The 17,877-nt window shown below is 73.0% G+C and carries 16 protein-coding genes; 7 read left to right on the top strand and 9 right to left on the bottom strand.

The genetic code is table 11. The annotated features are described in order from the left end of the window. The first annotated feature begins 117 nt into the window (after positions 1-117). Genes AMK26_RS04920 through AMK26_RS04910 form a run of 3 tightly spaced genes read left to right on the top strand, consistent with a single transcriptional unit; the run spans position 118 to position 5,086 of the window. Positions 118-1,287, top strand: coding sequence for an AAA family ATPase (locus AMK26_RS04920; RefSeq protein ID WP_073753048.1), 1,170 nt, complete (start codon positions 118-120; stop codon positions 1,285-1,287). Then, positions 1,287-2,669 carry a DUF58 domain-containing protein gene (locus AMK26_RS04915; protein ID WP_073752257.1) on the top strand — a complete coding sequence of 461 codons (1,383 nt, stop codon included), beginning with the start codon at positions 1,287-1,289 and terminating at the stop codon, positions 2,667-2,669. Before AMK26_RS04920 ends, AMK26_RS04915 begins: the two co-directional genes overlap by 1 nt. Continuing rightward, entirely contained in the window at positions 2,666-5,086 is a 2,421-nt protein-coding gene (locus AMK26_RS04910) for a DUF3488 and transglutaminase-like domain-containing protein (protein ID WP_073752255.1), read from the top strand. The genes AMK26_RS04915 and AMK26_RS04910 overlap by 4 nt, the downstream gene beginning before the upstream one ends. A gap of 470 nt (positions 5,087-5,556) precedes the next feature. Here the strand turns inward: AMK26_RS04910 and AMK26_RS04905 are convergent, their stop codons facing one another. The 3 genes from AMK26_RS04905 to AMK26_RS04895 all read right to left on the bottom strand — a co-directional run bounded on the left by AMK26_RS04905 (position 5,557) and on the right by AMK26_RS04895 (position 7,530). After that, positions 5,557-5,949, bottom strand: a complete 393-nt coding sequence (locus tag AMK26_RS04905; protein ID WP_073752253.1) for a DUF3040 domain-containing protein — start codon at positions 5,947-5,949, stop codon at positions 5,557-5,559. 266 nt (positions 5,950-6,215) lie between these two features. Further along, positions 6,216-6,974: a methyltransferase gene (locus AMK26_RS04900; RefSeq protein WP_073752251.1), complete on the bottom strand. Its 759-nt coding sequence runs from the start codon at positions 6,972-6,974 to the stop codon at positions 6,216-6,218. A 70-nt stretch (positions 6,975-7,044) separates the two neighbouring features. Next, positions 7,045-7,530 (bottom strand): SAV_6107 family HEPN domain-containing protein, encoded by a 486-nt coding sequence (locus AMK26_RS04895; protein ID WP_073752249.1) that lies wholly within the window; start codon positions 7,528-7,530, stop codon positions 7,045-7,047. Positions 7,531-7,686: 156 nt separating this feature from the next. On the opposite strand from AMK26_RS04895, the gene AMK26_RS04890 reads away from it, so the two are divergent. From AMK26_RS04890 to AMK26_RS04875, 4 genes are all read left to right on the top strand, one after another. After that, on the top strand, positions 7,687-8,502 hold the full coding sequence (locus tag AMK26_RS04890) for an ATP-binding cassette domain-containing protein (protein WP_073752247.1): 816 nt from the start codon (positions 7,687-7,689) through the stop codon (positions 8,500-8,502). Next, the gene (locus AMK26_RS04885; protein WP_073752245.1) at positions 8,474-10,621 is read left to right on the top strand and encodes a YhgE/Pip family protein; all 2,148 of its coding nucleotides are present in this window, start codon (positions 8,474-8,476) and stop codon (positions 10,619-10,621) included. Before AMK26_RS04890 ends, AMK26_RS04885 begins: the two co-directional genes overlap by 29 nt. A gap of 11 nt (positions 10,622-10,632) precedes the next feature. Further along, positions 10,633-11,241, top strand: coding sequence for a TetR/AcrR family transcriptional regulator (locus AMK26_RS04880; protein ID WP_073753046.1), 609 nt, complete (start codon positions 10,633-10,635; stop codon positions 11,239-11,241). A 414-nt stretch (positions 11,242-11,655) separates the two neighbouring features. Beyond that, the gene (locus AMK26_RS04875) at positions 11,656-13,170 is read left to right on the top strand and encodes a phytoene desaturase family protein (protein WP_073752243.1); all 1,515 of its coding nucleotides are present in this window, start codon (positions 11,656-11,658) and stop codon (positions 13,168-13,170) included. Here AMK26_RS04875 and AMK26_RS04870 read toward each other — a convergent pair. From AMK26_RS04870 to AMK26_RS04845, 6 genes are all read right to left on the bottom strand, one after another. Continuing rightward, on the bottom strand, positions 13,164-13,949 hold the full coding sequence (locus AMK26_RS04870) for a hypothetical protein (protein ID WP_073752241.1): 786 nt from the start codon (positions 13,947-13,949) through the stop codon (positions 13,164-13,166). The genes AMK26_RS04875 and AMK26_RS04870 overlap by 7 nt on opposite strands. A 52-nt stretch (positions 13,950-14,001) precedes the next feature. Next, positions 14,002-14,919, bottom strand: a complete 918-nt coding sequence (metF, locus tag AMK26_RS04865; RefSeq protein WP_073752239.1) for a methylenetetrahydrofolate reductase [NAD(P)H] — start codon at positions 14,917-14,919, stop codon at positions 14,002-14,004. A 127-nt stretch (positions 14,920-15,046) separates the two neighbouring features. Next, complete coding sequence (gene thiE / locus AMK26_RS04860; RefSeq protein ID WP_073752237.1) at positions 15,047-15,709, bottom strand: thiamine phosphate synthase; 663 nt, start codon at positions 15,707-15,709, stop codon at positions 15,047-15,049. 117 nt (positions 15,710-15,826) lie between these two features. Continuing rightward, on the bottom strand, positions 15,827-16,192 hold the full coding sequence (locus AMK26_RS04855) for an Rv2175c family DNA-binding protein (RefSeq protein ID WP_073752235.1): 366 nt from the start codon (positions 16,190-16,192) through the stop codon (positions 15,827-15,829). Positions 16,193-16,253: 61 nt separating this feature from the next. Beyond that, complete coding sequence (locus AMK26_RS04850) at positions 16,254-17,459, bottom strand: NAD(P)/FAD-dependent oxidoreductase (RefSeq protein WP_107420876.1); 1,206 nt, start codon at positions 17,457-17,459, stop codon at positions 16,254-16,256. Between the two features lie 57 nt (positions 17,460-17,516). After that, complete coding sequence (locus AMK26_RS04845) at positions 17,517-17,858, bottom strand: hypothetical protein (protein ID WP_073752232.1); 342 nt, start codon at positions 17,856-17,858, stop codon at positions 17,517-17,519. Positions 17,859-17,877 lie beyond the last annotated feature (19 nt).

Raw genomic sequence — 17,877 nt, 5'->3', positions numbered from 1 at the left:
CAACAAGAATGCGGGGGTGGCACGTCTCCTGAATGGTTCGGAGACGGTGTCCGTGTTTCAAGGGTGGACCGTGCCGTCAGTCGCGCACGGCCCATGGAACGGGCCGAGGAGGGCCGTGTGACGACCTATGACGATCGAGCGAGCCTCACAGATCTGACCACCACAGCGGAACGAGTCCGCCGGTCGGTGGAGGGTGTGATCGAGGGCAAGCCTGAGGTCGTACGGCTTTCGCTGACCGTGCTGCTCGCCGAGGGACACCTCCTGATCGAGGATGTCCCCGGCGTCGGCAAGACCATGCTGGCCAAGGCGCTGGCGCGGTCCATCGACTGCTCCGTGCGGCGTATCCAGTTCACGCCGGACCTGCTGCCGTCGGACATCACCGGTGTCTCGATCTACGACCAGCAGCGCCGTGAGTTCGAGTTCAAGCCGGGTGCGATCTTCGCGCAGATCGTGATCGGCGACGAGATCAACCGCGCCTCGCCCAAGACCCAGTCGGCGCTGCTGGAGTCGATGGAGGAGCGCCAGGTCACCATGGACGGGCAGACCTACGAACTGCCCAGCCCCTTCATGGTGGTGGCCACGCAGAACCCGGTCGAGATGGAGGGCACCTACCCGCTGCCCGAGGCCCAGCGCGACCGCTTCATGGCCCGGGTCTCGATCGGCTACCCGAGCGCCGAGGCCGAGCTGCAGATGCTCGACGTGCACGGCGGGGTCTCGCCGCTCGACGACCTGCAGCCGGTGGCGCACGCCCACGACATCGTGAAGCTGATCGACGCGGTGCGCACCGTCCATGTCTCCGAGGCGGTCCGGCGGTACGCGGTGGAGCTCGTCGCGGCCACCCGCACCCACCCGGACCTCCGCCTCGGTGCCTCGCCGCGCGCCACGCTGCACCTGCTGCGCGCCGCGAAGGCGTCCGCCGCGCTGAGCGGCCGTGAATACGCGCTGCCGGACGACGTCCAGGCGCTGGCCGTCGCCGTTCTGGCGCACCGGCTGCTGCCGACGGCCCAGGCGCAGCTGAACCGGCGCACGTCCGAGCAGGTCGTGCGGGACATCCTGCAGCGCACGCCCGTGCCGACGGCCACGCCGCCCGGCGGCCGGATGCCGGGCTCCCCGCTGTCCGGCGGCCCGATGGCCGGGGGCCCGTTGGGCGGCGGTCCGGTGGCCGGCGGTCCGGTGGGCGGCGGCCAGCTGCCCGGTGGTCAGGTTCCTGGCGGTCACCTGCCCGGCGGACCGGCGTCCGGCGCCCCGCTGTACGGCCAGCAGCAGCCCGGCGTACGGCGGCTGTGATGACGGCCGGGGGGCCCGCCGCCCAGGACGGCGAGAACATGGGCGGGGTCCGGGCCGCCCTCGGTGGACTGACCACGCGCGGCCGGTCCTTCCTGGCGGCCGGCATCGCGGCGGCGATCTGCGCGTACGTACTGGGCCAGGGCGACCTGCTGCGGGTCGGGCTGCTGCTCGCCGTGCTGCCGCTGGTCTGCGTGACCGTGCTGTACCGCACCCGCTACCAGGTGGCGGGCAGCCGGCGGCTGTCGCCGCAGCGGGTGCCGGCCGGGGCCGAGGCGCGCGTGCACCTGCGGATGGAGAACGTCTCGCGGCTGCCCACGGGACTGCTGATGCTCCAGGACCATGTGCCGTACGTGCTGGGGCCGCGGCCCCGGTTCGTGCTGGACCGGGTGGAGGCGGGCGGGCGCCGCGAGGTGTCCTACCGGGTCCGCTCGGACCTGCGCGGGTGCTATCCGCTCGGGCCGCTCCAGCTGCGGCTGAGCGACCCGTTCGGGATGTGCGAGCTGACCCGGTCGTTCAGCGCGTACGACACGCTCACGGTCATACCGCGCACCGAGCCGCTGCCGCCGGGGCAGCTGCCGGGCGAGGCGTCGGGGTACGGCGAGGGGCGGCAGCGTTCGCTGGCGCTGGCCGGCGAGGACGACGTGATCCCGCGCGAGTACCGCTACGGCGACGATCTGCGGCGCGTGCACTGGCGGTCCACCGCGCGGTACGGCGAGCTGATGGTGCGGCGCGAGGAGCAGCCGCAGCGGGCCAGGTGCACGGTGCTGCTGGACACCCGTGAGGTGGCCTATCAGGGTTCCGGGCCGGACTCCGCCTTCGAATGGGCGGTCTCCGGCGCGGCGTCGGTGCTGGTGCACATGCTGGAGCAGGGCTTCGCCGTGCGGCTGCTGACCGACGAGGGCAGCCCGCTGCCCGGCGACGGCTCCGACGGGTTCACCGGCGGGACGCACGACTCCGCCGACGCGGCGGGCCTGATGATGGACACGCTCGCGGTCGTCGACCACTCCGACGGAGCGGGGCTCTCGCGCGCGTACGACCTGCTGCGCGGCGGGAACGAGGGGCTGCTGGTCGCCTTCATCGGTGACCTGGACGAGGAGCAGGCGGCGGTGGCCGCCCGGATGCGGCAGCGCAGCGGCGCGGCCGTCGCCTTCGTCCTGGACAGCGGCACGTGGCTGACCGGCGGCGCGGTGGCCGGGGCCGTGGAGGACAGGCTGCGGCCGCTGCGCGACGCGGGATGGACCGCGGTGGCCGTGCCGCCCGGGGCGTCGCTCGCCGACCTGTGGCGGCACGCGGGCCGGGCCCGCGGCGGACCGGCTGCGACGGGCAGCGGTAGCGGTAGCGGTACGAGCGGTATGACCGGGGTTTCGGGGGGTTGGTCATGAGCGGTCGCGGAAGGCTGGCGCTGGGCGCCTTCGCCGCCACGCTGATGGCGGCGGGCGCGTTGCTGCCGTTGGTCGATCCGGCCACGTGGATCATCCAGGCAGCGCTGCTGCTGGCGGTCCAGAGCGGGTCGGGCGCGCTGGTGCGGCGGTGGTCGTCGGCCCGGGCGCTGACGGTGGCGGTCCAGGCCCTGGTGTCCCTGGTGGCGATGACGGTCGTCTTCGCCCGGGACCAGGCGGTGGCCGGGTTCCTTCCCGGGCCGGACGCCGTCCAGCAGTTCGGTGTCCTGCTGACCGCGGGCGCGGAGGACGTCGGGCAGTACGCGATCCCGGCGCCCGCGACGGACGGCATCCGGCTGATGCTGGTCGGCGGCGTGCTGCTGGTCGGACTGGCGGTCGACGCCCTCGCGGTGACGTTCCGCAGCGCCGCCCCGGCGGGGTTGCCGCTGCTGGCGCTGTACTCGGTCGCGGCCGGGCTGTCGGGCGGCGGCGCGAGCTGGCTGTGGTTCCTGCTGGCCGCCTCCGGCTATCTGCTGCTCCTGCTGGCCGAGGGCCGCGACCGGCTCTCCCAGTGGGGACGGGTCTTCGGCGGTGCAGCGCCGTCGCGGGGCGGCCGGGGCGCGGCCGGGCCGGCGGTGTCGCGCGGCGGGCCGCTGGCCCCGGTGCGTACCGGACGCCGGATCGGCGTGGTGGCCCTGGGCATCGCGCTGGCGGTGCCGGCCGCGCTGCCGTCGCTCGGCGGCGGGCTGCTGGACGGCACGGGCTCCGGGGGTGGCGGCGGGGGCACCATCGACGCGGTCAACCCGCTGGTGTCCCTCCAGAACAACCTGAACCAGCCCGAGGACCGTGAGGTGCTGCGCTACCGCACCAATACGGAGGAGACGTCCGCGCTGTACCTGCGGATGACCACGCTCGACGTGTTCGACGGCACCTCGTGGAGGAGTCCCAAGCGTCCCGTCGGCGACATCCCGGAGCAGTTCCCGCAGCCGGACGGCCTCAGTGGCAACGTCAGCACGACGGAGGTCACGACCAACATCTCGGCGGCCGGCTCCTACGAGCAGAAGTACCTGCCGCTTCCCTATCCGGCGACCCGGGTCGAGATCGGCGGACGCTGGCGGTACGAGCCGGTCGGGCGCCTGCTCGTCGGTGACGAGGGCCAGACCACCAAGGGCACGCGGTACTCGGTGAGCAGCCTGATCGTGAAGCCGACCCGACAGCAGCTGGCCAACGCCCCGCTGGCCCCGGCGGAGCTGAGGCGCGAGTACACCAAGGTGCCGGGCGAGCTGCCGGCGGACGTGAAGTCGACCGCGCTGCGAGTCACCAAGGGCGCGGCGAACGACTACGAACGGGCCGTCAAGCTCCAGGACTGGTTCGCCGTGGACGGCGGCTTCCGCTATGACACCGAGGTGTCGTCGGGTACGGGAGTCACGGCGGTCTCCCGGTTCCTGAGGGACAAGGAAGGCTTCTGCATCCACTTCTCCTTCTCGATGGCGGCGATGGCCAGGACTCTGGGCATTCCGGCGCGAGTCGCGGTCGGTTTCACACCGGGCGCGCCACAGTCGGACGACACGATGGCGGTCGGCATACGGGACGCCCACGCCTGGCCCGAGCTGTACTTCGAGGGCGTGGGATGGACCCGTTTCGAGCCGACGCCGACGCGTGGCTCGGTGCCCGAGTACACCCGTCCCGAGACACCCACGGGTCAGCCGAGCACTCCGGCGCAGCCCGAGGCGAGCGCCACCACGGCTCCCTCCGCGCAGCCTTCCGCCCAGGAGAGCTGCCCGCCGCGGGAGAGGCGGCTGGGCGCGTGCGGTGACTCCGAGGAGTTCGGCATCGTCGCGCCGACCGACTCGGGCCCGCCGCTGGGCACGATCCTGCTCGTGGCCGCGGGTGTGGTGGCGGTGGTGCTGATACCGCTGCTGCCGCTGCTGTGGCGGGTGCGGGTACGGGCCCGGCGCCTTGGTGCGGCCGGGCGCGGCGCCGAGGACGCGGCCGCCCGGACGCTGGCGGCCTGGGAGGAGATCATCGACACGGCGTGGGATCACGGCATCCCGCCGGACGAGTCGCAGACGCCGCGCAAGACGGCCGTGCGGATCATCCTGCTGGGGAAGCTGGAGGGGCCACCTGCCGAGGCGGTGCACCGGGCGGCGGGTGCGGTGGAGCAGGTCCTGTACGCCCCTCGGCCCCGCCCCGCGGTGGGGACGGCGGAGGACGCCGCCCTCATCCGCGAGGGTCTGGCCGCCGGGGTCGGCAGGGCCGGCCGGCTGCGCGCGCTACTCGCTCCGCGCTCGACCGTCCGGGTGGTGTGGGCGCTCTCGGACCGCTGGACGGCGGTCACCACCCGGTGGGCCGACCGGCGCGACCGCCTGGTGACCCGCTTGTCCTCCACCCTCCGCCGCCCGTCCCGCCAACGCGGCTGATCCCCGGCCGGGGCCGCGTCAGGGGGCGTCTCCGGGCGCGCCAGGACGCGGCGCCCCCGCGCAAGGCCCGGCCGCCCGGGCCGGCCTCGGGCGGTGCGCTGTCGTGGCGTGCTCGGCGAGCAGGCTGGGCCCAGCAGGCGGAGGGTTCGCGCGGACGGGCCTCGGCACCGAGTACCGGCAGCCGCGGGCCAAGAGCAGTCGACCTCGGCGCGCCGGCCGCCTGCGGGTCGGCAGGTGCAGGAGGTACAGGTAACCGGACCGGGCGCCGGGAACGGCCTCGGCCCTCGCCACGGACCGCGTAGCGGATCGCGTGGCGGACCGGGTGACGGACCGCGTGACGGACCGCGTGACGGACCGTGTGACGGACCGTGTCCGGTGGCCGGTTGCGGACATGGGTGAGGGGCGGCCGCCCGGAAGCGGTCGCCCCTCACCCGTAATTCACGCTGTGGCGCGGCCTCGCGGCCGTGCGTTCAGTGGCCCTGCTCGTCGCGGCGGCGCTGCCACCGCTGCTCGATCCGGTCCATCATCGAGCGTCGCTGCCGAGGCTGCCGGCCGTGGGCCGTGCCTCCCTCGGCCTGCTGCTCGCCCGGTTTGGGCGCCTTGCGCCATCCGGTGACCGCGAGGACCGCACAGCCGAGCATGACGAGGAATCCCACCACGCTGATCCAGATCTGCTGCGCGACCATTCCGGCCATGAGGAGCGCGATACCCACCAGGAAGCCTGCGACCGCCTGGTAGACCCGTCGCCGGGTGTATGTACGCAGCCCGCTTCCCTCGAGCGCTGTCGCGAACTTGGGATCTTCGGCGTACAGCGCTCGCTCCATCTGCTCGAGCATTCGCTGCTCGTGCTCCGAGAGCGGCACGGAGTCCTCCTCGTCGTCGGTCGCTGGGGGCGACCGGTATGCGGCCCTTTCAGGATAGGCAGGGATTCGCCCCCGTGAAACCCGCCCTCTGTGCCATTTCACCGATCGGACCGCCATGCCGGTTCGGCTGGTGAGGCGTTGATTCCCCATCCTCCGATCCGTCATGCCGGATGGTGTCCCTCGATCATACGGGGATCCGGACGTGAGCGGGGGGCCTGTGGCGTACTCCATCTGCGGCTGCGCCGCTGATCAGCCCGCTGGTGGGCTCAGCCGCGCTTTTCGCCCAGCACGTGCAGCTGGGTGGCGACGGACCGGAACGCGGGCAGCTCGGCGGCCGCCGCCTCCAGCTTGAGGAGGGCGTCCAGGGCGCCGGGCTCGGTGTCGACCAGGACGCCGGGGACGAGGTCGGCGAAGACGCGTACGCCGTGCACGGCGCCGACCTCCACACCGGCCGCCTCGACGGCCTCGGTGAGCTGCTCGGCGGTGAAGCGCCGGGGTACCGGGTCACCCTCGCCCCAGCGGCCGGCCGGGTCTGTCAGCGCGCGGCGGGCCTCGGTGAAGTGCCCGGCCAGTGCCCGCGCGAGGACGGCGCCGCCGAGCCCGGCCGCGAGCAGGCTGAGGGCCCCCGAGGGCCTGAGGGCCTCCACCGCGTTGCGCACGCCCTCGGTGGGGTCGTCCACGTACTCCAGGACTCCGTGGCAGAGGACCGCGTCGTAGCCGCCGCGCTCGACGACGTCGAACAGCCCGTGGATGTCGCCCTGGACCCCTCGCACCCGGTCGGCGACGCCGGCCTCGGCGGCTCGGCGCTCCAGCGCGAACAGCGCGTTGGGGCTGGGGTCGACGACGGTGACCCGGTGTCCGAGCCGGGCGACGGGCACGGCGAAGTTCCCGCTGCCGCCACCGGTGTCGAGGACGTCCAGGCTGTCCTTGCCGGTCGCCTTGACCCGGCGGTCGAGGGCGTCCTCGAGGACGTCCCACACCACGGCGGTACGAAGGGAGGCGCGGGGGCGCTGCGGGTCCGACACGGCAGTTGACTCCTAGGTGACGGTTACGAACGCTTCCCACCCTATGGCCTGACAGCCTGTGCCCGGTCCCTCAATGGGCATGGTCGCCCTCCGCCTTCCCCGCCCTGGGCTGCGGCAGCACGGGCTCGGGCACCAGCAGCCGCTCGACGAGGCCCAGGAACATGGTCACGTCGCGGATGAGGTCGTCGGCGTCCCGGCTGCTGGCGGCGCCCTGTATGCCCGCCTCGGCACGCGCCCGGCGCGCGGCCCCGGAGGCGAACAGGGCGCTCCACTCGGTCAGCTCGGGCGCTATCTCCGGGAGCACCTCCCAGGCGCTGCGGATCTGCTGCCGTTTGCGCGCAGTGGTCTCGGGGCGGCCACGGACGGCGAGTACGGCGGCCGCGGTCCGGAGGGCGGCGAGGTGAGCGGTGGCATACCGCTCGTTGGGGGTGTCGAGGGTGCTCGCCTCTTCCAGTCCCGTGCGGGCCTGGTCGAGCAGGTCGAGGGCGGCGGGGGGAGCCGAGGCGCGACGCAGCACGGGGTGGACGTCGCTCGCCGCCGCGTGGGTACCGGCCATGACGAACCTCCTGTCGTCGTGTGACGGCGCTGTGGCCGTATGTGTCCATCGTGCAGGCCACCACTGACAATCCGTGCCGACCTGCGGTTTTGCCTCGATCGCAGGTTCGGAGTAGTTTTTTACACTGACTGGTCAGTTCAAAGAAATGGGGGCTCGGTGGACAGCCAGGACGACAACACCGACGGGAGCGGCACCCACCCGCACGGCGCCGCGCTGGTCGCTGAGGGCCTCGGGCTGAAAGGCCCCCGGGGCTGGGCCTTCCGCGGCGTGACCGTGGACGCCGCGCCCGGCGCGCTGGTGACGATCGAGGGCTCGTCCGGTTCGGGCCGCACGTGCCTGCTGCTGGCCCTGACCGGCCGGATGCGCCCGACCGAGGGGCACGCGGACGTCGGCGGGCTGCGGCTGCCGCGCAAGATGGCCGCCGTACGCCGGATCAGCGCGCTCGGACCGGTGCCCGGCGTCAGCGACCTCGACCCGGCGCTGACCGTCGCCGAGCATCTGCGCGAGCGCGCCCTGCTGCAGCGCCGGTTCGACGGCTCGCCGCTCGCCCTGCTGCGCCCGCGCGCAGAGCAGGCCGCCGCCTCGCGTGCCCGTGTCGAGGCCGCCCTGGCCACCGCCGGCCTGAGCCTCCGCGGCCTGCCCAAGGCGGAGCGCACGTCCGTGCGGGACCTGGAGCGGCTGGAGGCCCTGCGGCTGTCGATCGCCCTGGCGCTGATGGGCGCGCCGCGCCTGCTGGCCGTCGACGACACGGACCTCAAGCTCTCCGACACCGACCGCGCCGAAGCCTGGACCCTGCTGCGGTCCATCGCCGACAGCGGCACCACCGTGCTGGCCGTGTGCAGCGAGGCGCCCGGCGGCACGACCACCATCCGCACCGGCACCGGCACTGGCACTGGCACTGGCACTGACACTGACACGAACGAGACCGAGAAGGGGGCAGCCGATGCGCTCGCCGAAACTGGCCGCGCTTGAGCTGAAGCGGTTCGGCAGGGGGAAGCTGCCGCGCGCCGCACTCGTGGCGGTCCTGCTGCTGCCCCTGCTGTACGGCGCGCTGTACCTGTGGTCCTTCTGGGACCCGTACGGCAGGCTCGACAAGCTTCCCGTCGCGCTCGTCAACGAGGACAGGGGCGCCACCGCGGACGGCAAGAAGATCACCGCGGGCGACGACATCACCAGGAACCTGCGCGAGAGCAAGGTCTTCGAGTGGCACGAGGTGAGCGACGCGGAGGCCCGTGAGGGCGTCGAGAACGGGACGTACTACCTGTCGCTGACCATGCCCGGCGACTTCAGCGAGCGCATCGCCTCCAGTTCCGGCGACGCGCCCGGGACCGGCGCCCTTCAGGTGCGTACGAACGACGCCAACAACTACATCGTGGGGCAGATCTCGCGGACCGTGTTCGCCGAGGTCCGCACCGCCGCGTCGACGAAGTCGTCCCGGTCGTTCCTCGACAAGATCTTCATCAAGTTCTCCGACCTCCACGACGCCACCGAAAAGGCGGCCAAGGGCGCCGACGAGCTCAAGAGCGGGGCGGCGAAGGCCAAGAAGGGTTCCAAGGACCTCTCCGACGGTCTCACCGACGCCAAGAAGGGCAGCGGCGAGCTGGCCGGTGGCCTGAGGAAGCTCGACAAGGGCGCGGCCGACCTGGAGACCGGGGCCCGGCAGGTCGCCAACGGCACCCAGGTGCTCGCCGACCGGGTCAATGGTGTGGCCGCCGACGTACGCCCGTACCTCAAGGACAACGGCAAGAAGATCGGCGAATCCGCCCGGCTGGTCTCCGACCTCTCCCAGGGCATGCGCAACAGCCTGGACCTCATCGTGAAGCGGGGGCCCACCCTTCGCACGGGCGCGCACGCGGCCGCCGACGAACTGGCCGCCATCCACAAGGAGGAGTGCGAGGCCGAGCCGCTGCCCGACGCGGAGCCCCTGCCCGGCGCCGATGCCCTGCCCGGCACCGAGCCCGTGCCCGACGCCACGCTGTGCCCCAAGCTGCAGAAGGCCAAGGTCGCGTCCGCCGACGTGGCGAAGATCGCCGACGACCTCCACGTACTGGCCCAGGACAGCAACGGTGACCTCAAGAAGCTGGACGCGCAGCTGAAGGACCTTCAGGCCAAGGCCGACGCCCTGGCCAAGCGGGCGCCGCACCTCGACGAGGACCTCGCCTACGCCGTCGGCAAGATCAACGAGCTGAACGCCGGCGCCCACAAGGTCGCCACCGGAGCGGACACCCTGCACACCGGCCTGACCACGGCCACGTCGGGCTCCACCGAGCTGGACAGCGGCGTCGGCAGGCTCAAGGAGGGCGCCGGCGAGCTGGACAGCGGCCTGTACAAGCTCGCCGACGGTTCCACCGACCTGGCCACCGGCCTCAATGACGGCGTCGAGAAGATCCCCGACTACGACAAGGCCGACCGCGACCGCCGCACCGAGGTGATGGCCGACCCGGTCAAGCTCGCGTCCCAGTCCCTGCACAAGGCGCCCAACTACGGCACCGGATTCGCCCCGTACTTCATCCCGCTCTCCCTCTGGGTGGGCGCCATGGTGGCGTACATGCTGATCCAGCCGCTCAACCGCCGCGCGCTCGCCGCCGGTGCGTCCGCGTGGCGCATCGCGCTGGCCGGCTGGCTCCCGGTGGCCGCGATCGGTGTGCTCCAGGTCGCCGCCCTGATGGGCGTCCTGCGCTGGGCGCCCGGTCTGGGCCTCGAGATGGCCCGCCCCGCCGGGACGGTGGCCTTCCTGCTGCTGGTCACCTGCTGCTTCGCGGCGATCATCCAGTGGCTCAACGCCCGCTTCGGCGCGGCCGGACGGATCCTGGTCCTGGCCCTGCTGATGCTGCAGCTGACATCGGCCGGCGGCACCTACCCCGTACAGACGAGCCCGGGCTTCTTCAACGCGATCCACCCCTTCCTGCCGATGACGTACGTCGTCGAGGCACTGCGCCGGCTCATCACAGGCGGCGGCATGGGACCTGTCTGGCAGGCCTGTGCGGTCCTGGCCGCCTTCACCGCCGGCGCGCTCGCCCTGACGGCCGTCTCCGCGCGGCGCAAGCAGGTGTGGAGCCTCGATCGCCTGCACCCGGAGCTGAGCCTGTGAGAATCGACGCCATGGACACCCAGAGCAGCAGACGGCAGGCCACCCGCACCAAGCTCTACGAGGCCGCTGTGACCCTCATCGCCGAGCAGGGCTTCTCGGCGACGACCGTCGACGAGATCGCGGAGCGCGCCGGGGTGGCCAAGGGCACGGTCTACTACAACTTCAAGAGCAAGACCGAGCTCTTCGAGGAGTTGCTGCGGCACGGCGTCGGGCTGCTCACCGAGTCCCTGAGGACCGCCGCCGACGAGACGGCCGAGCGGGGCGGGACGAGGGTCCAGGCGCTGGACGCGATGATCCGCGCGGGTCTGGTCTTCATCGACCGCTACCCGGCCTTCACGCAGCTGTACGTGGCCGAGCTGTGGCGCACCAACCGCGCCTGGCAGTCGACCCTGCTGGTGGTACGTCAGGAGGCGGTCGCCGTCGTCGAGACGGTGCTGCGGGAGGCCGTGGACAGCGGCGAGCTGAGCGACGAGATCGACATCCCGCTGACCGCGGCCGCGCTGGTCGGGATGGTGCTGGTGGCGGCGCTGGACTGGCAGGCGTTCCAGCGTGAGCGCTCCATCGACGACGTCCACGCGGCCCTGTCCCGGCTGCTGCACGGGCGCGTGAGCGGCCGCTAGGGGACCGCGTACACGGGCACGGAAACAGCCGGTCCGCCGAGGCTCGATCCCCCCGAGCCTCGGCGGACCGGCGTCATTCCCCCGTGTTCCCCCGTATCCCCCGTCCCCCGTGCGTTCCCCCTGGTGGGAGAGCCCCGACCCCCGTGTGTTCCCCCGTCGGTCCCCGGGCCCTCCGTTGTGCATCCCCGTTCCGGCAGGTGCGCGGTGCCGGTTCCGCCGCCCCGTGTCGGCGGTGTCGGCGCCGCGCCCCTTCCGTGGTCTCCACTCTTCCGTCCGGGCGGGTCGGGGCCCATCCGCGTACCTACTCATCTCGCGCCCTAGGTACGCGTACTCAGAACTCCGCGTTCCTGCCCACGGGCGCGTGCGTCCGGCCTCCCGGCGGGATTGTCAGTGGGGCCGGATAGGGTCCCTGACATGGCACGGATCGTGGTGATCGGCGCGGGGATGGGCGCCATGGCGGCAGCGGCCCGGCTGGCCGTGGCGGGCCACCGGGTGACGGTGTACGAGCGCGCGGAGACGTACGGAGGCGCGGTCGGCCGGTTCGAGCGCGACGGCTTCGCCTTCGACACCGGGCCCGGGCTGCTGCACCTGCCCGCCGTGTACCGGGACCTGTTCGTCAAGACGGGCAAGGAGCCGCTGGAGCGGTGCGTCGAGCTGACCCAGGTCGACCCGGCGAGCCGGCACGTCTTCGCCGACGGTACGGCCGTGTCATTGCCGAACGCCTCCCGGGCCGGTGTCGTCTCGGCACTGGACGCGGCGCTCGGCGCGGGCGCGGGGACACGGTGGGGCGAGTTCCTGAACCGGGCGCGGGACGCCTGGGACCGCTCACGCAGGCCGCTGCTGGAGGAGCCGCTGCCGGGCGACGTGACCCGGTTCGCGCGCGATCCCTACCCGGCGCTGAAGACCGGCCTGCTGCGCCGCTCGGCGACCACGCTCGCCGAGGTGGGCCGGCGGGAGCTGCGCGATCCGCGGCTGGCGGCGCTGCTGGAGAGCCACGCCCTGGCGTACGGCTTCGATCCGGCGACCGCCCCCGCTGCCGCCGCCGTGCTGCCGTACATGGAGCAGACCTTCGGGAGCTGGTACGTGAGCGGTGGCGTCCGGGCGCTGGCGGACGCCGTGTACGAGCGCTGCCTCGAGCGGAAGGTGGAGTTCGTCCTCGGTACCGAGGTGACCGGTGTGGTGGCCGAGGACGGCCGGGTGACCGGGGTCGAACTGGCCGGCCGGGAGGTGGTCGAGGCCGACCATGTGGTCGCGGGCGCGCCCCTGCCTGCGCTGTACCGGGACCAGGTCCTGGAGTGGGACAGCCAGGAGGAGTGGCCGCGCCACCAGCGGGGCGTACGGACGGGCCGGGTCACCGTGTGCCTGGCGCTGCGCGGCGCACGGGAGGCGGACGCCGTGCACCGCACGGTGGTGCACTCCGCCGGCCGGGAGGACGAGCTGGACGCCCTCGCGCGCGGGCGGCTGTGCGACCGGCCCACGGTCGTGGTGCTGCGCCCCGGCGACGAGCGGCTGCGCCCGGACGCGGACCACGAGTCGGTGACGGTCACCGCGACCGTCCCGGCGGGCGGCGCATGGGCGTCGGAGAACCTGTGGGGCGTCGCTCAGACGGCGGCCGTGGAGGCGTTCGCCGACCGCATGGTGGAGGCCGCGGCGGCGGCCGTGCCGGGCCTGCGGGAGCGGCTGCTGTGGCGGGTGGTGCGCACTCCGGCCGACACGTTCCGGGACACGGGCGTGTTCCAGGTGCCGGGTCCGGCGCTGGCGGGTGCGCGCGGCTCGCTGCTGCCCGCGGCGAACGCCGCCCCCCTGGGCGGGTTGTACTTCGCCGGAGGGTGGGCCCATCCGGGCGGCGGGCTGGCGCATGCCGGGATGTCGGGGGCGCTGGTGGCCGGGCTGATCGTGGAGGGCGCGGACTTCCGCGGCTCTCAGTAACGGTACGGCTCGCCCTGGCCCGGGTCGTAGCCGTACGGCGGCTGCTGCGGGGCCTGGTGCTCCGCGTCGCGCTGCTGTGGCACCCATACGCCGCCGGGCGGGGTTTCCATGCCGTACTGGGGGGCGTAGGGGTCGGCGTACTGCTGCTGCTCGCCGTAGCCGCTGTTGTCGTACGGGGCGGTGCCGATGTACGGGTCGGAGTACGCGGCGTAACTCTGCTCCCCGGCGGTGCCGTAGTCGTACGTGGCCGTGGCGTAGGTGCCCTGCTGGTCGTACCCGGTGGCGGCGTAGGTGTTGTCGAAGCCGCCGTCGTACGAGGCCGTGTGGGCGGTCGGCGCGGGCTGGTTGTAGACCGCGTACTGCCCGGTCTCGTCCGGCAGCGGCTCCGGGGCGTAGACCGCCGTGGTCTCGGCGGCCGTCGGCTCCTGGTGCTCGTAGGCGAGGTTCGAGACCTCCAGGGTCGGCCCGGCGGCGCCTGCCGCCCGGGTCCCGTTCCCGGCCCTGCGGCGGCGGCTGGCCCCGGGGCGGCCGCCGAGCGCCCACCCCGTGGAGAAGCCTCGCCGGAAGGAGAGCGTGACGTACGTCTGGCCGATCGCGAAGGCGATGGCACCCGCCGCGATCACGGGGACGGAGGGCAGCAGCACGCCGAGGACCACGCCCAGGAACCCGGCGAAGGCGAGCAGCCGCCAGCGCAGCCGTGCCTTGTACTGCAGGAGCACCTCACCGAGCAGCCACAGCGCGACGACACCGAACGCGATGTAGAGGACCGTCCAGCCCATGCCCGCCCCTCTCGTACGGCCCCCCGCCCCGGGACGTGGCGGGTACGGCCGGTCAGGACTGCTCGTGCAGTCCGAGATTCTCGTAGATCTCGAGCGTTGCCGTGGAGTTGTTGAGCGTAATGAAGTGCAATCCGGGGACGCCCTCGGAGAGCAGCCGCGCGCAGAACTCCGTCGCGAACTCGATGCCAATGGAGCGTACAGCGGCCGGATCGTCCTTGACGGCGAGGATCCGCTCTTTCAGCTCGGGCGGGAAGTGGGCGTTGCTGAGCTGAGCGAACCGTTCGATCTGCTTGACGCTGGTGACCGGCATGATCTCCGGGATGATCGGCGTATCGCAGCCCCTGGCCTCGGCCCGGTCGCGCAGCCGCAGATAGTCCTCGGGGAAGAAGAACATCTGGGTGATCGCGTAGTCCGCGCCCGCCCGGCACTTGTCCACGAAGTGCCGGATGTCCGTGTCCCAGTCGGCGGAGCGCGGGTGCATCTCGGGAAAGGCCGCGACGCCGACGCAGAAGTCGCCGGACTCCTTGATCAGCCGCACCAGGTCGGCGGCGTACCGCACGCCCTGGGGGTGCGGGACCCACTCGCCCATCGGGTCACCGGGCGGGTCGCCCCGGACGGCGAGGATGTTCCTGATGTCGGCGTCGGCGTACTGGCCGATCATGTTGCGCAGCTCGGCGATGGTGTGGTTGACAGCGGTGAGGTGCGCGACGGGGGTGAGCGTGGTGTCGGCGGCGATCTCCTGGGTGGCCTTGACCGTCCCGGCCCTCGTGGAGCCGCCTGCTCCGTACGTCACGGAGACGAAGCTGGGAGCCACGGCCTCTACCCGGCGCAGCGCGTTCCAGAGGTTCCGCTCACCCTTCTCGGTTTTGGGCGCCCAGAACTCGAAGGAGTACGTCGTCTTGCCGGTCGCGAGCAGATCGCGCACCGTTCGTGCGCGATCTGTCCTGGTGGAAGGTGTGCCAAGGGCCATACGGGCAGGTTAGCCACGGGAAGGACGTCACCCAACCAGAGCAGGGTAATTTGTCGCTTTTGCCGGGTTGTTGTCCACGCTTTGGACACTCGTGGACACTCGCGGACGGGATGAATCGTGCCCGCGCCTACGCCGCGCGCTCGCCGGCCCGCTCGCGGACCCGCTTCGCCAGCGCCGCCGTGGCCGCCGCCGGGTCGTCGGCCTCGGTGATCGCCCGGACGACGACGATCCGGCGGGCACCGGCGTCCAGCACCTCGTCCAGGTTGCCCGCGTCGATGCCGCCGATGGCGAACCACGGACGCTCCTGGCGCAGCGCGGCCGCGTACCGCACGAGGCCCAGCCCGGGCGCGTACCGCCCCGGCTTGGTGGGCGTCGGCCAGCACGGGCCGGTGCAGAAGTAGTCCACGCCCGGCTCGGCCACCGCCGCGTCCACCTCCGCCTCCGCGTGCGTGGAGCGGCCTATCAGCACGTCGTCGCCCAGGATGGCGCGGGCGGCCGGCACGGGCAGGTCGCCCTGGCCCAGGTGCAGCACACCGGAGCCGATGGCGTGCGCGACGTCGGCCCGGTCGTTCACCGCCAGCAGCTTGCCGTGCCGGCGGCAGGCGTCGGCGAACACCGCGAGGTGCTCCAGCTCCTCTCCGGCCTCCATGCCCTTGTCGCGCAGCTGCACGATGTCCACGCCGGAGGCCAGCACCGCGTCGAGGAACTCGGGCAGGTCGCCCTGGCGCTTGCGGGCGTCCGTGCAGAGGTAGAGCCGGGCGTCGGCGAGCTGGGCGCGTGCGGTGGACATGAGGTGATCCCCCCGTTGGTGCGGCGGTGTACGGGCGCGGGAGGGCTTCCCCCGGCCCGCACACCGCCTGGTGTCGGTGTTCCGCCCGGCGTACGCCGCCGGGCGCTTACCAGGACGTCAGACGGCGAGCGCCTGGGCGCGGCGCTTCACCTCCGTGCCGCGATTCTCGCTGAGCGCCTGCGCGGGCGTGCCCGGCAGGGTCGGGTCGGGGGTGAAGAGCCACTCCAGCATCTCTTCGTCGGTGAAGCCGTCGTCCTTCAGGAGCGTCAGGGTCCCGGCGAGACCCTTGACCACCTTGCCGTCCTTGATGAAGGCGGCAGGCACCTGGAGCGCCCGGTTCTCACCACGGCGCACGGCGATCAGCTGGCCCTCCTTGACCAGCTGCCGCACGCGCGTCACCTCGACATCGAGCATTTCCGCGATGTCGGGCAGGTGGAGCCAGGCGGGGACGAGAGCATCGATCTTTGCGTCAATCTCGGTCACGGGACTAGCGTGCCATCCCGCACTGACAGTCGGTAGCCGGGCTACGCCGGACCGGCCCCCGCTACCCCCGAGCGGCCGACTTCAGGGGGACGGACGGGTCCGCGACGAGCCCCGGATCGAGCGGCGCGCCGGACTCGATGAGCTTGCGCCCCTGCGCCAGGTCGCGGGGGCGGCCGACGGCCAGCAGCGCCACCAGGGCGTCCCCGCGCAGCCACGCCACCGACCAGGCCGCGCCGACCGGGTCGCCCCGCCACACCATCGCGTCGGCGGCCGGGTGATGCCCCGCGTACTGCACGAACCGGCCGAACTGCTCGGACCAGAAATACGGCACCGGGTCGTACGGCCGCGGGGCCTCGCCGACGACGGCGGCGGCCACCGTGCGCGGGCCCTGGAGGGCGTTGTCCCAGTGGTGCACCATCAGCCGCTCGCCGTAGCGGGCCGAGGGGAAGGAGGCGCAGTCGCCCACGGCGTACACATCGGGCGCGGACGTGCGCAGGTGGTCGTCGGCGACGATCGCGCCCTCCGGGCCGAGCTCGACGCCGGAGCCGGCCAGCCAGGCGGTGGCGGGCCTGGCGCCGATCCCGACGACCACGGCCCCGGCGGGCAGCAGGCGCCCGTCCTCCAGGGCGACCTCGCCCGGTTCGACGTGCCCTACGCGCGCGTGCGTCAGGAGTTTGGCGCCGCTCTCCTCGTACCACTCGGCCATCGGGGCGGCGACCTCGGCGGGCAGCGCGCCGGCGAGCGGGCGCGCGGCGGCCTCCACGACGGTGACCGCGCAGCCGGCCTCCAGCGCGGCCGTGGTGAACTCGGCGCCGATCCAGCCGGCGCCGACGACCACCACGTCGTGCTTCTCCGCGAGGACGGGACGCAGGCGCTCGGCGTCGTCGAGGGTGCGCAGCAGGTGGACCCCCCGCACGCCCTCCGAGCCGGGCAGCGCGATGGGCTGGGCGCCGGTGGCGACGACCAGGACGTCGTACGGGACCGGCCCCGCCTCGGTGTCCACCTCGCGTGCGCCGGGGCGCAGGGCGGTCACCTCGACGCCCAGGCGCAGCTCGATGCCGAGCGCTTCGAAGTCCACGTCGAAGGCCGACCCCTCCGCCGTCCCCAGCAGCACCGCCTTGGACAACGGGGGCCTGTCGTACGGCTGGTGCGGCTCGGCCCCGATCAGCAGCACGGGGCCGGTGAAGCCCTGCTCGCGCAGCGCCACGGCCGTCTGCACACCCGCCATCCCGGCGCCGACGATGACGACGCGCCGCTCTGCTTCCATCCGCTCGTTCACCCGCCCACCTTATGCAGCTGACCAAACGTCAGGAAGGGAGAGCCGTCAGGAAGGCAGTTCCTCCACCACACTGGTGCCACTGCCCTCCTGGGACTCCCATTCCCAGGTCTCCTCCAGCCGGACGCGCCCGTCGTCCAGTTCCACCACCGTGGAGAGGCAGTGCCCCGACGCCGTCCGCCCGTCGCGCTTCAGCTGGACATACCGGAAGTCCAGACGATCTCCCTCGCGGGTCCCGACGAGATGCCCGCGCACCACGTCACCGCCCGCGTACTCGGCCCACACACGGCCGTCCTCCTCGTGGTACGTGAACAGGGTCTCCGTACCGACCTGACCAGGGGCCTGGTCGACCACCGGGGAGAGGACCCGTCCGTCGAGCGACCGCGCCACGGTGAAGCTCCCTTACTGC

Origin of the sequence: Streptomyces sp. CB03234 (assembly GCF_001905885.1) — a bacterium.
GTDB lineage: Bacteria > Actinomycetota > Actinomycetes > Streptomycetales > Streptomycetaceae > Streptomyces.
This window is presented reverse-complemented; position numbering and strand designations above follow the sequence as displayed.

Coding starts and splice junctions, on each gene's coding strand:
- AMK26_RS04915 (WP_073752257.1), top strand. CDS start 1,287: ATGACGGCCGGGGGGCCCGCCGCCCAGGACGGCGAGAACATGGGCGGG.
- AMK26_RS04910 (WP_073752255.1), top strand. CDS start 2,666: ATGAGCGGTCGCGGAAGGCTGGCGCTGGGCGCCTTCGCCGCCACGCTG.
- AMK26_RS04895 (WP_073752249.1), bottom strand. CDS start 7,530: ATGGCCGGTACCCACGCGGCGGCGAGCGACGTCCACCCCGTGCTGCGT.
- AMK26_RS04885 (WP_073752245.1), top strand. CDS start 8,474: ATGCGCTCGCCGAAACTGGCCGCGCTTGAGCTGAAGCGGTTCGGCAGG.
- AMK26_RS04880 (WP_073753046.1), top strand. CDS start 10,633: ATGGACACCCAGAGCAGCAGACGGCAGGCCACCCGCACCAAGCTCTAC.
- AMK26_RS04875 (WP_073752243.1), top strand. CDS start 11,656: ATGGCACGGATCGTGGTGATCGGCGCGGGGATGGGCGCCATGGCGGCA.
- AMK26_RS04870 (WP_073752241.1), bottom strand. CDS start 13,949: ATGGGCTGGACGGTCCTCTACATCGCGTTCGGTGTCGTCGCGCTGTGG.
- metF (WP_073752239.1), bottom strand. CDS start 14,919: ATGGCCCTTGGCACACCTTCCACCAGGACAGATCGCGCACGAACGGTG.
- thiE (WP_073752237.1), bottom strand. CDS start 15,709: ATGTCCACCGCACGCGCCCAGCTCGCCGACGCCCGGCTCTACCTCTGC.
- AMK26_RS04850 (WP_107420876.1), bottom strand. CDS start 17,459: ATGGAAGCAGAGCGGCGCGTCGTCATCGTCGGCGCCGGGATGGCGGGT.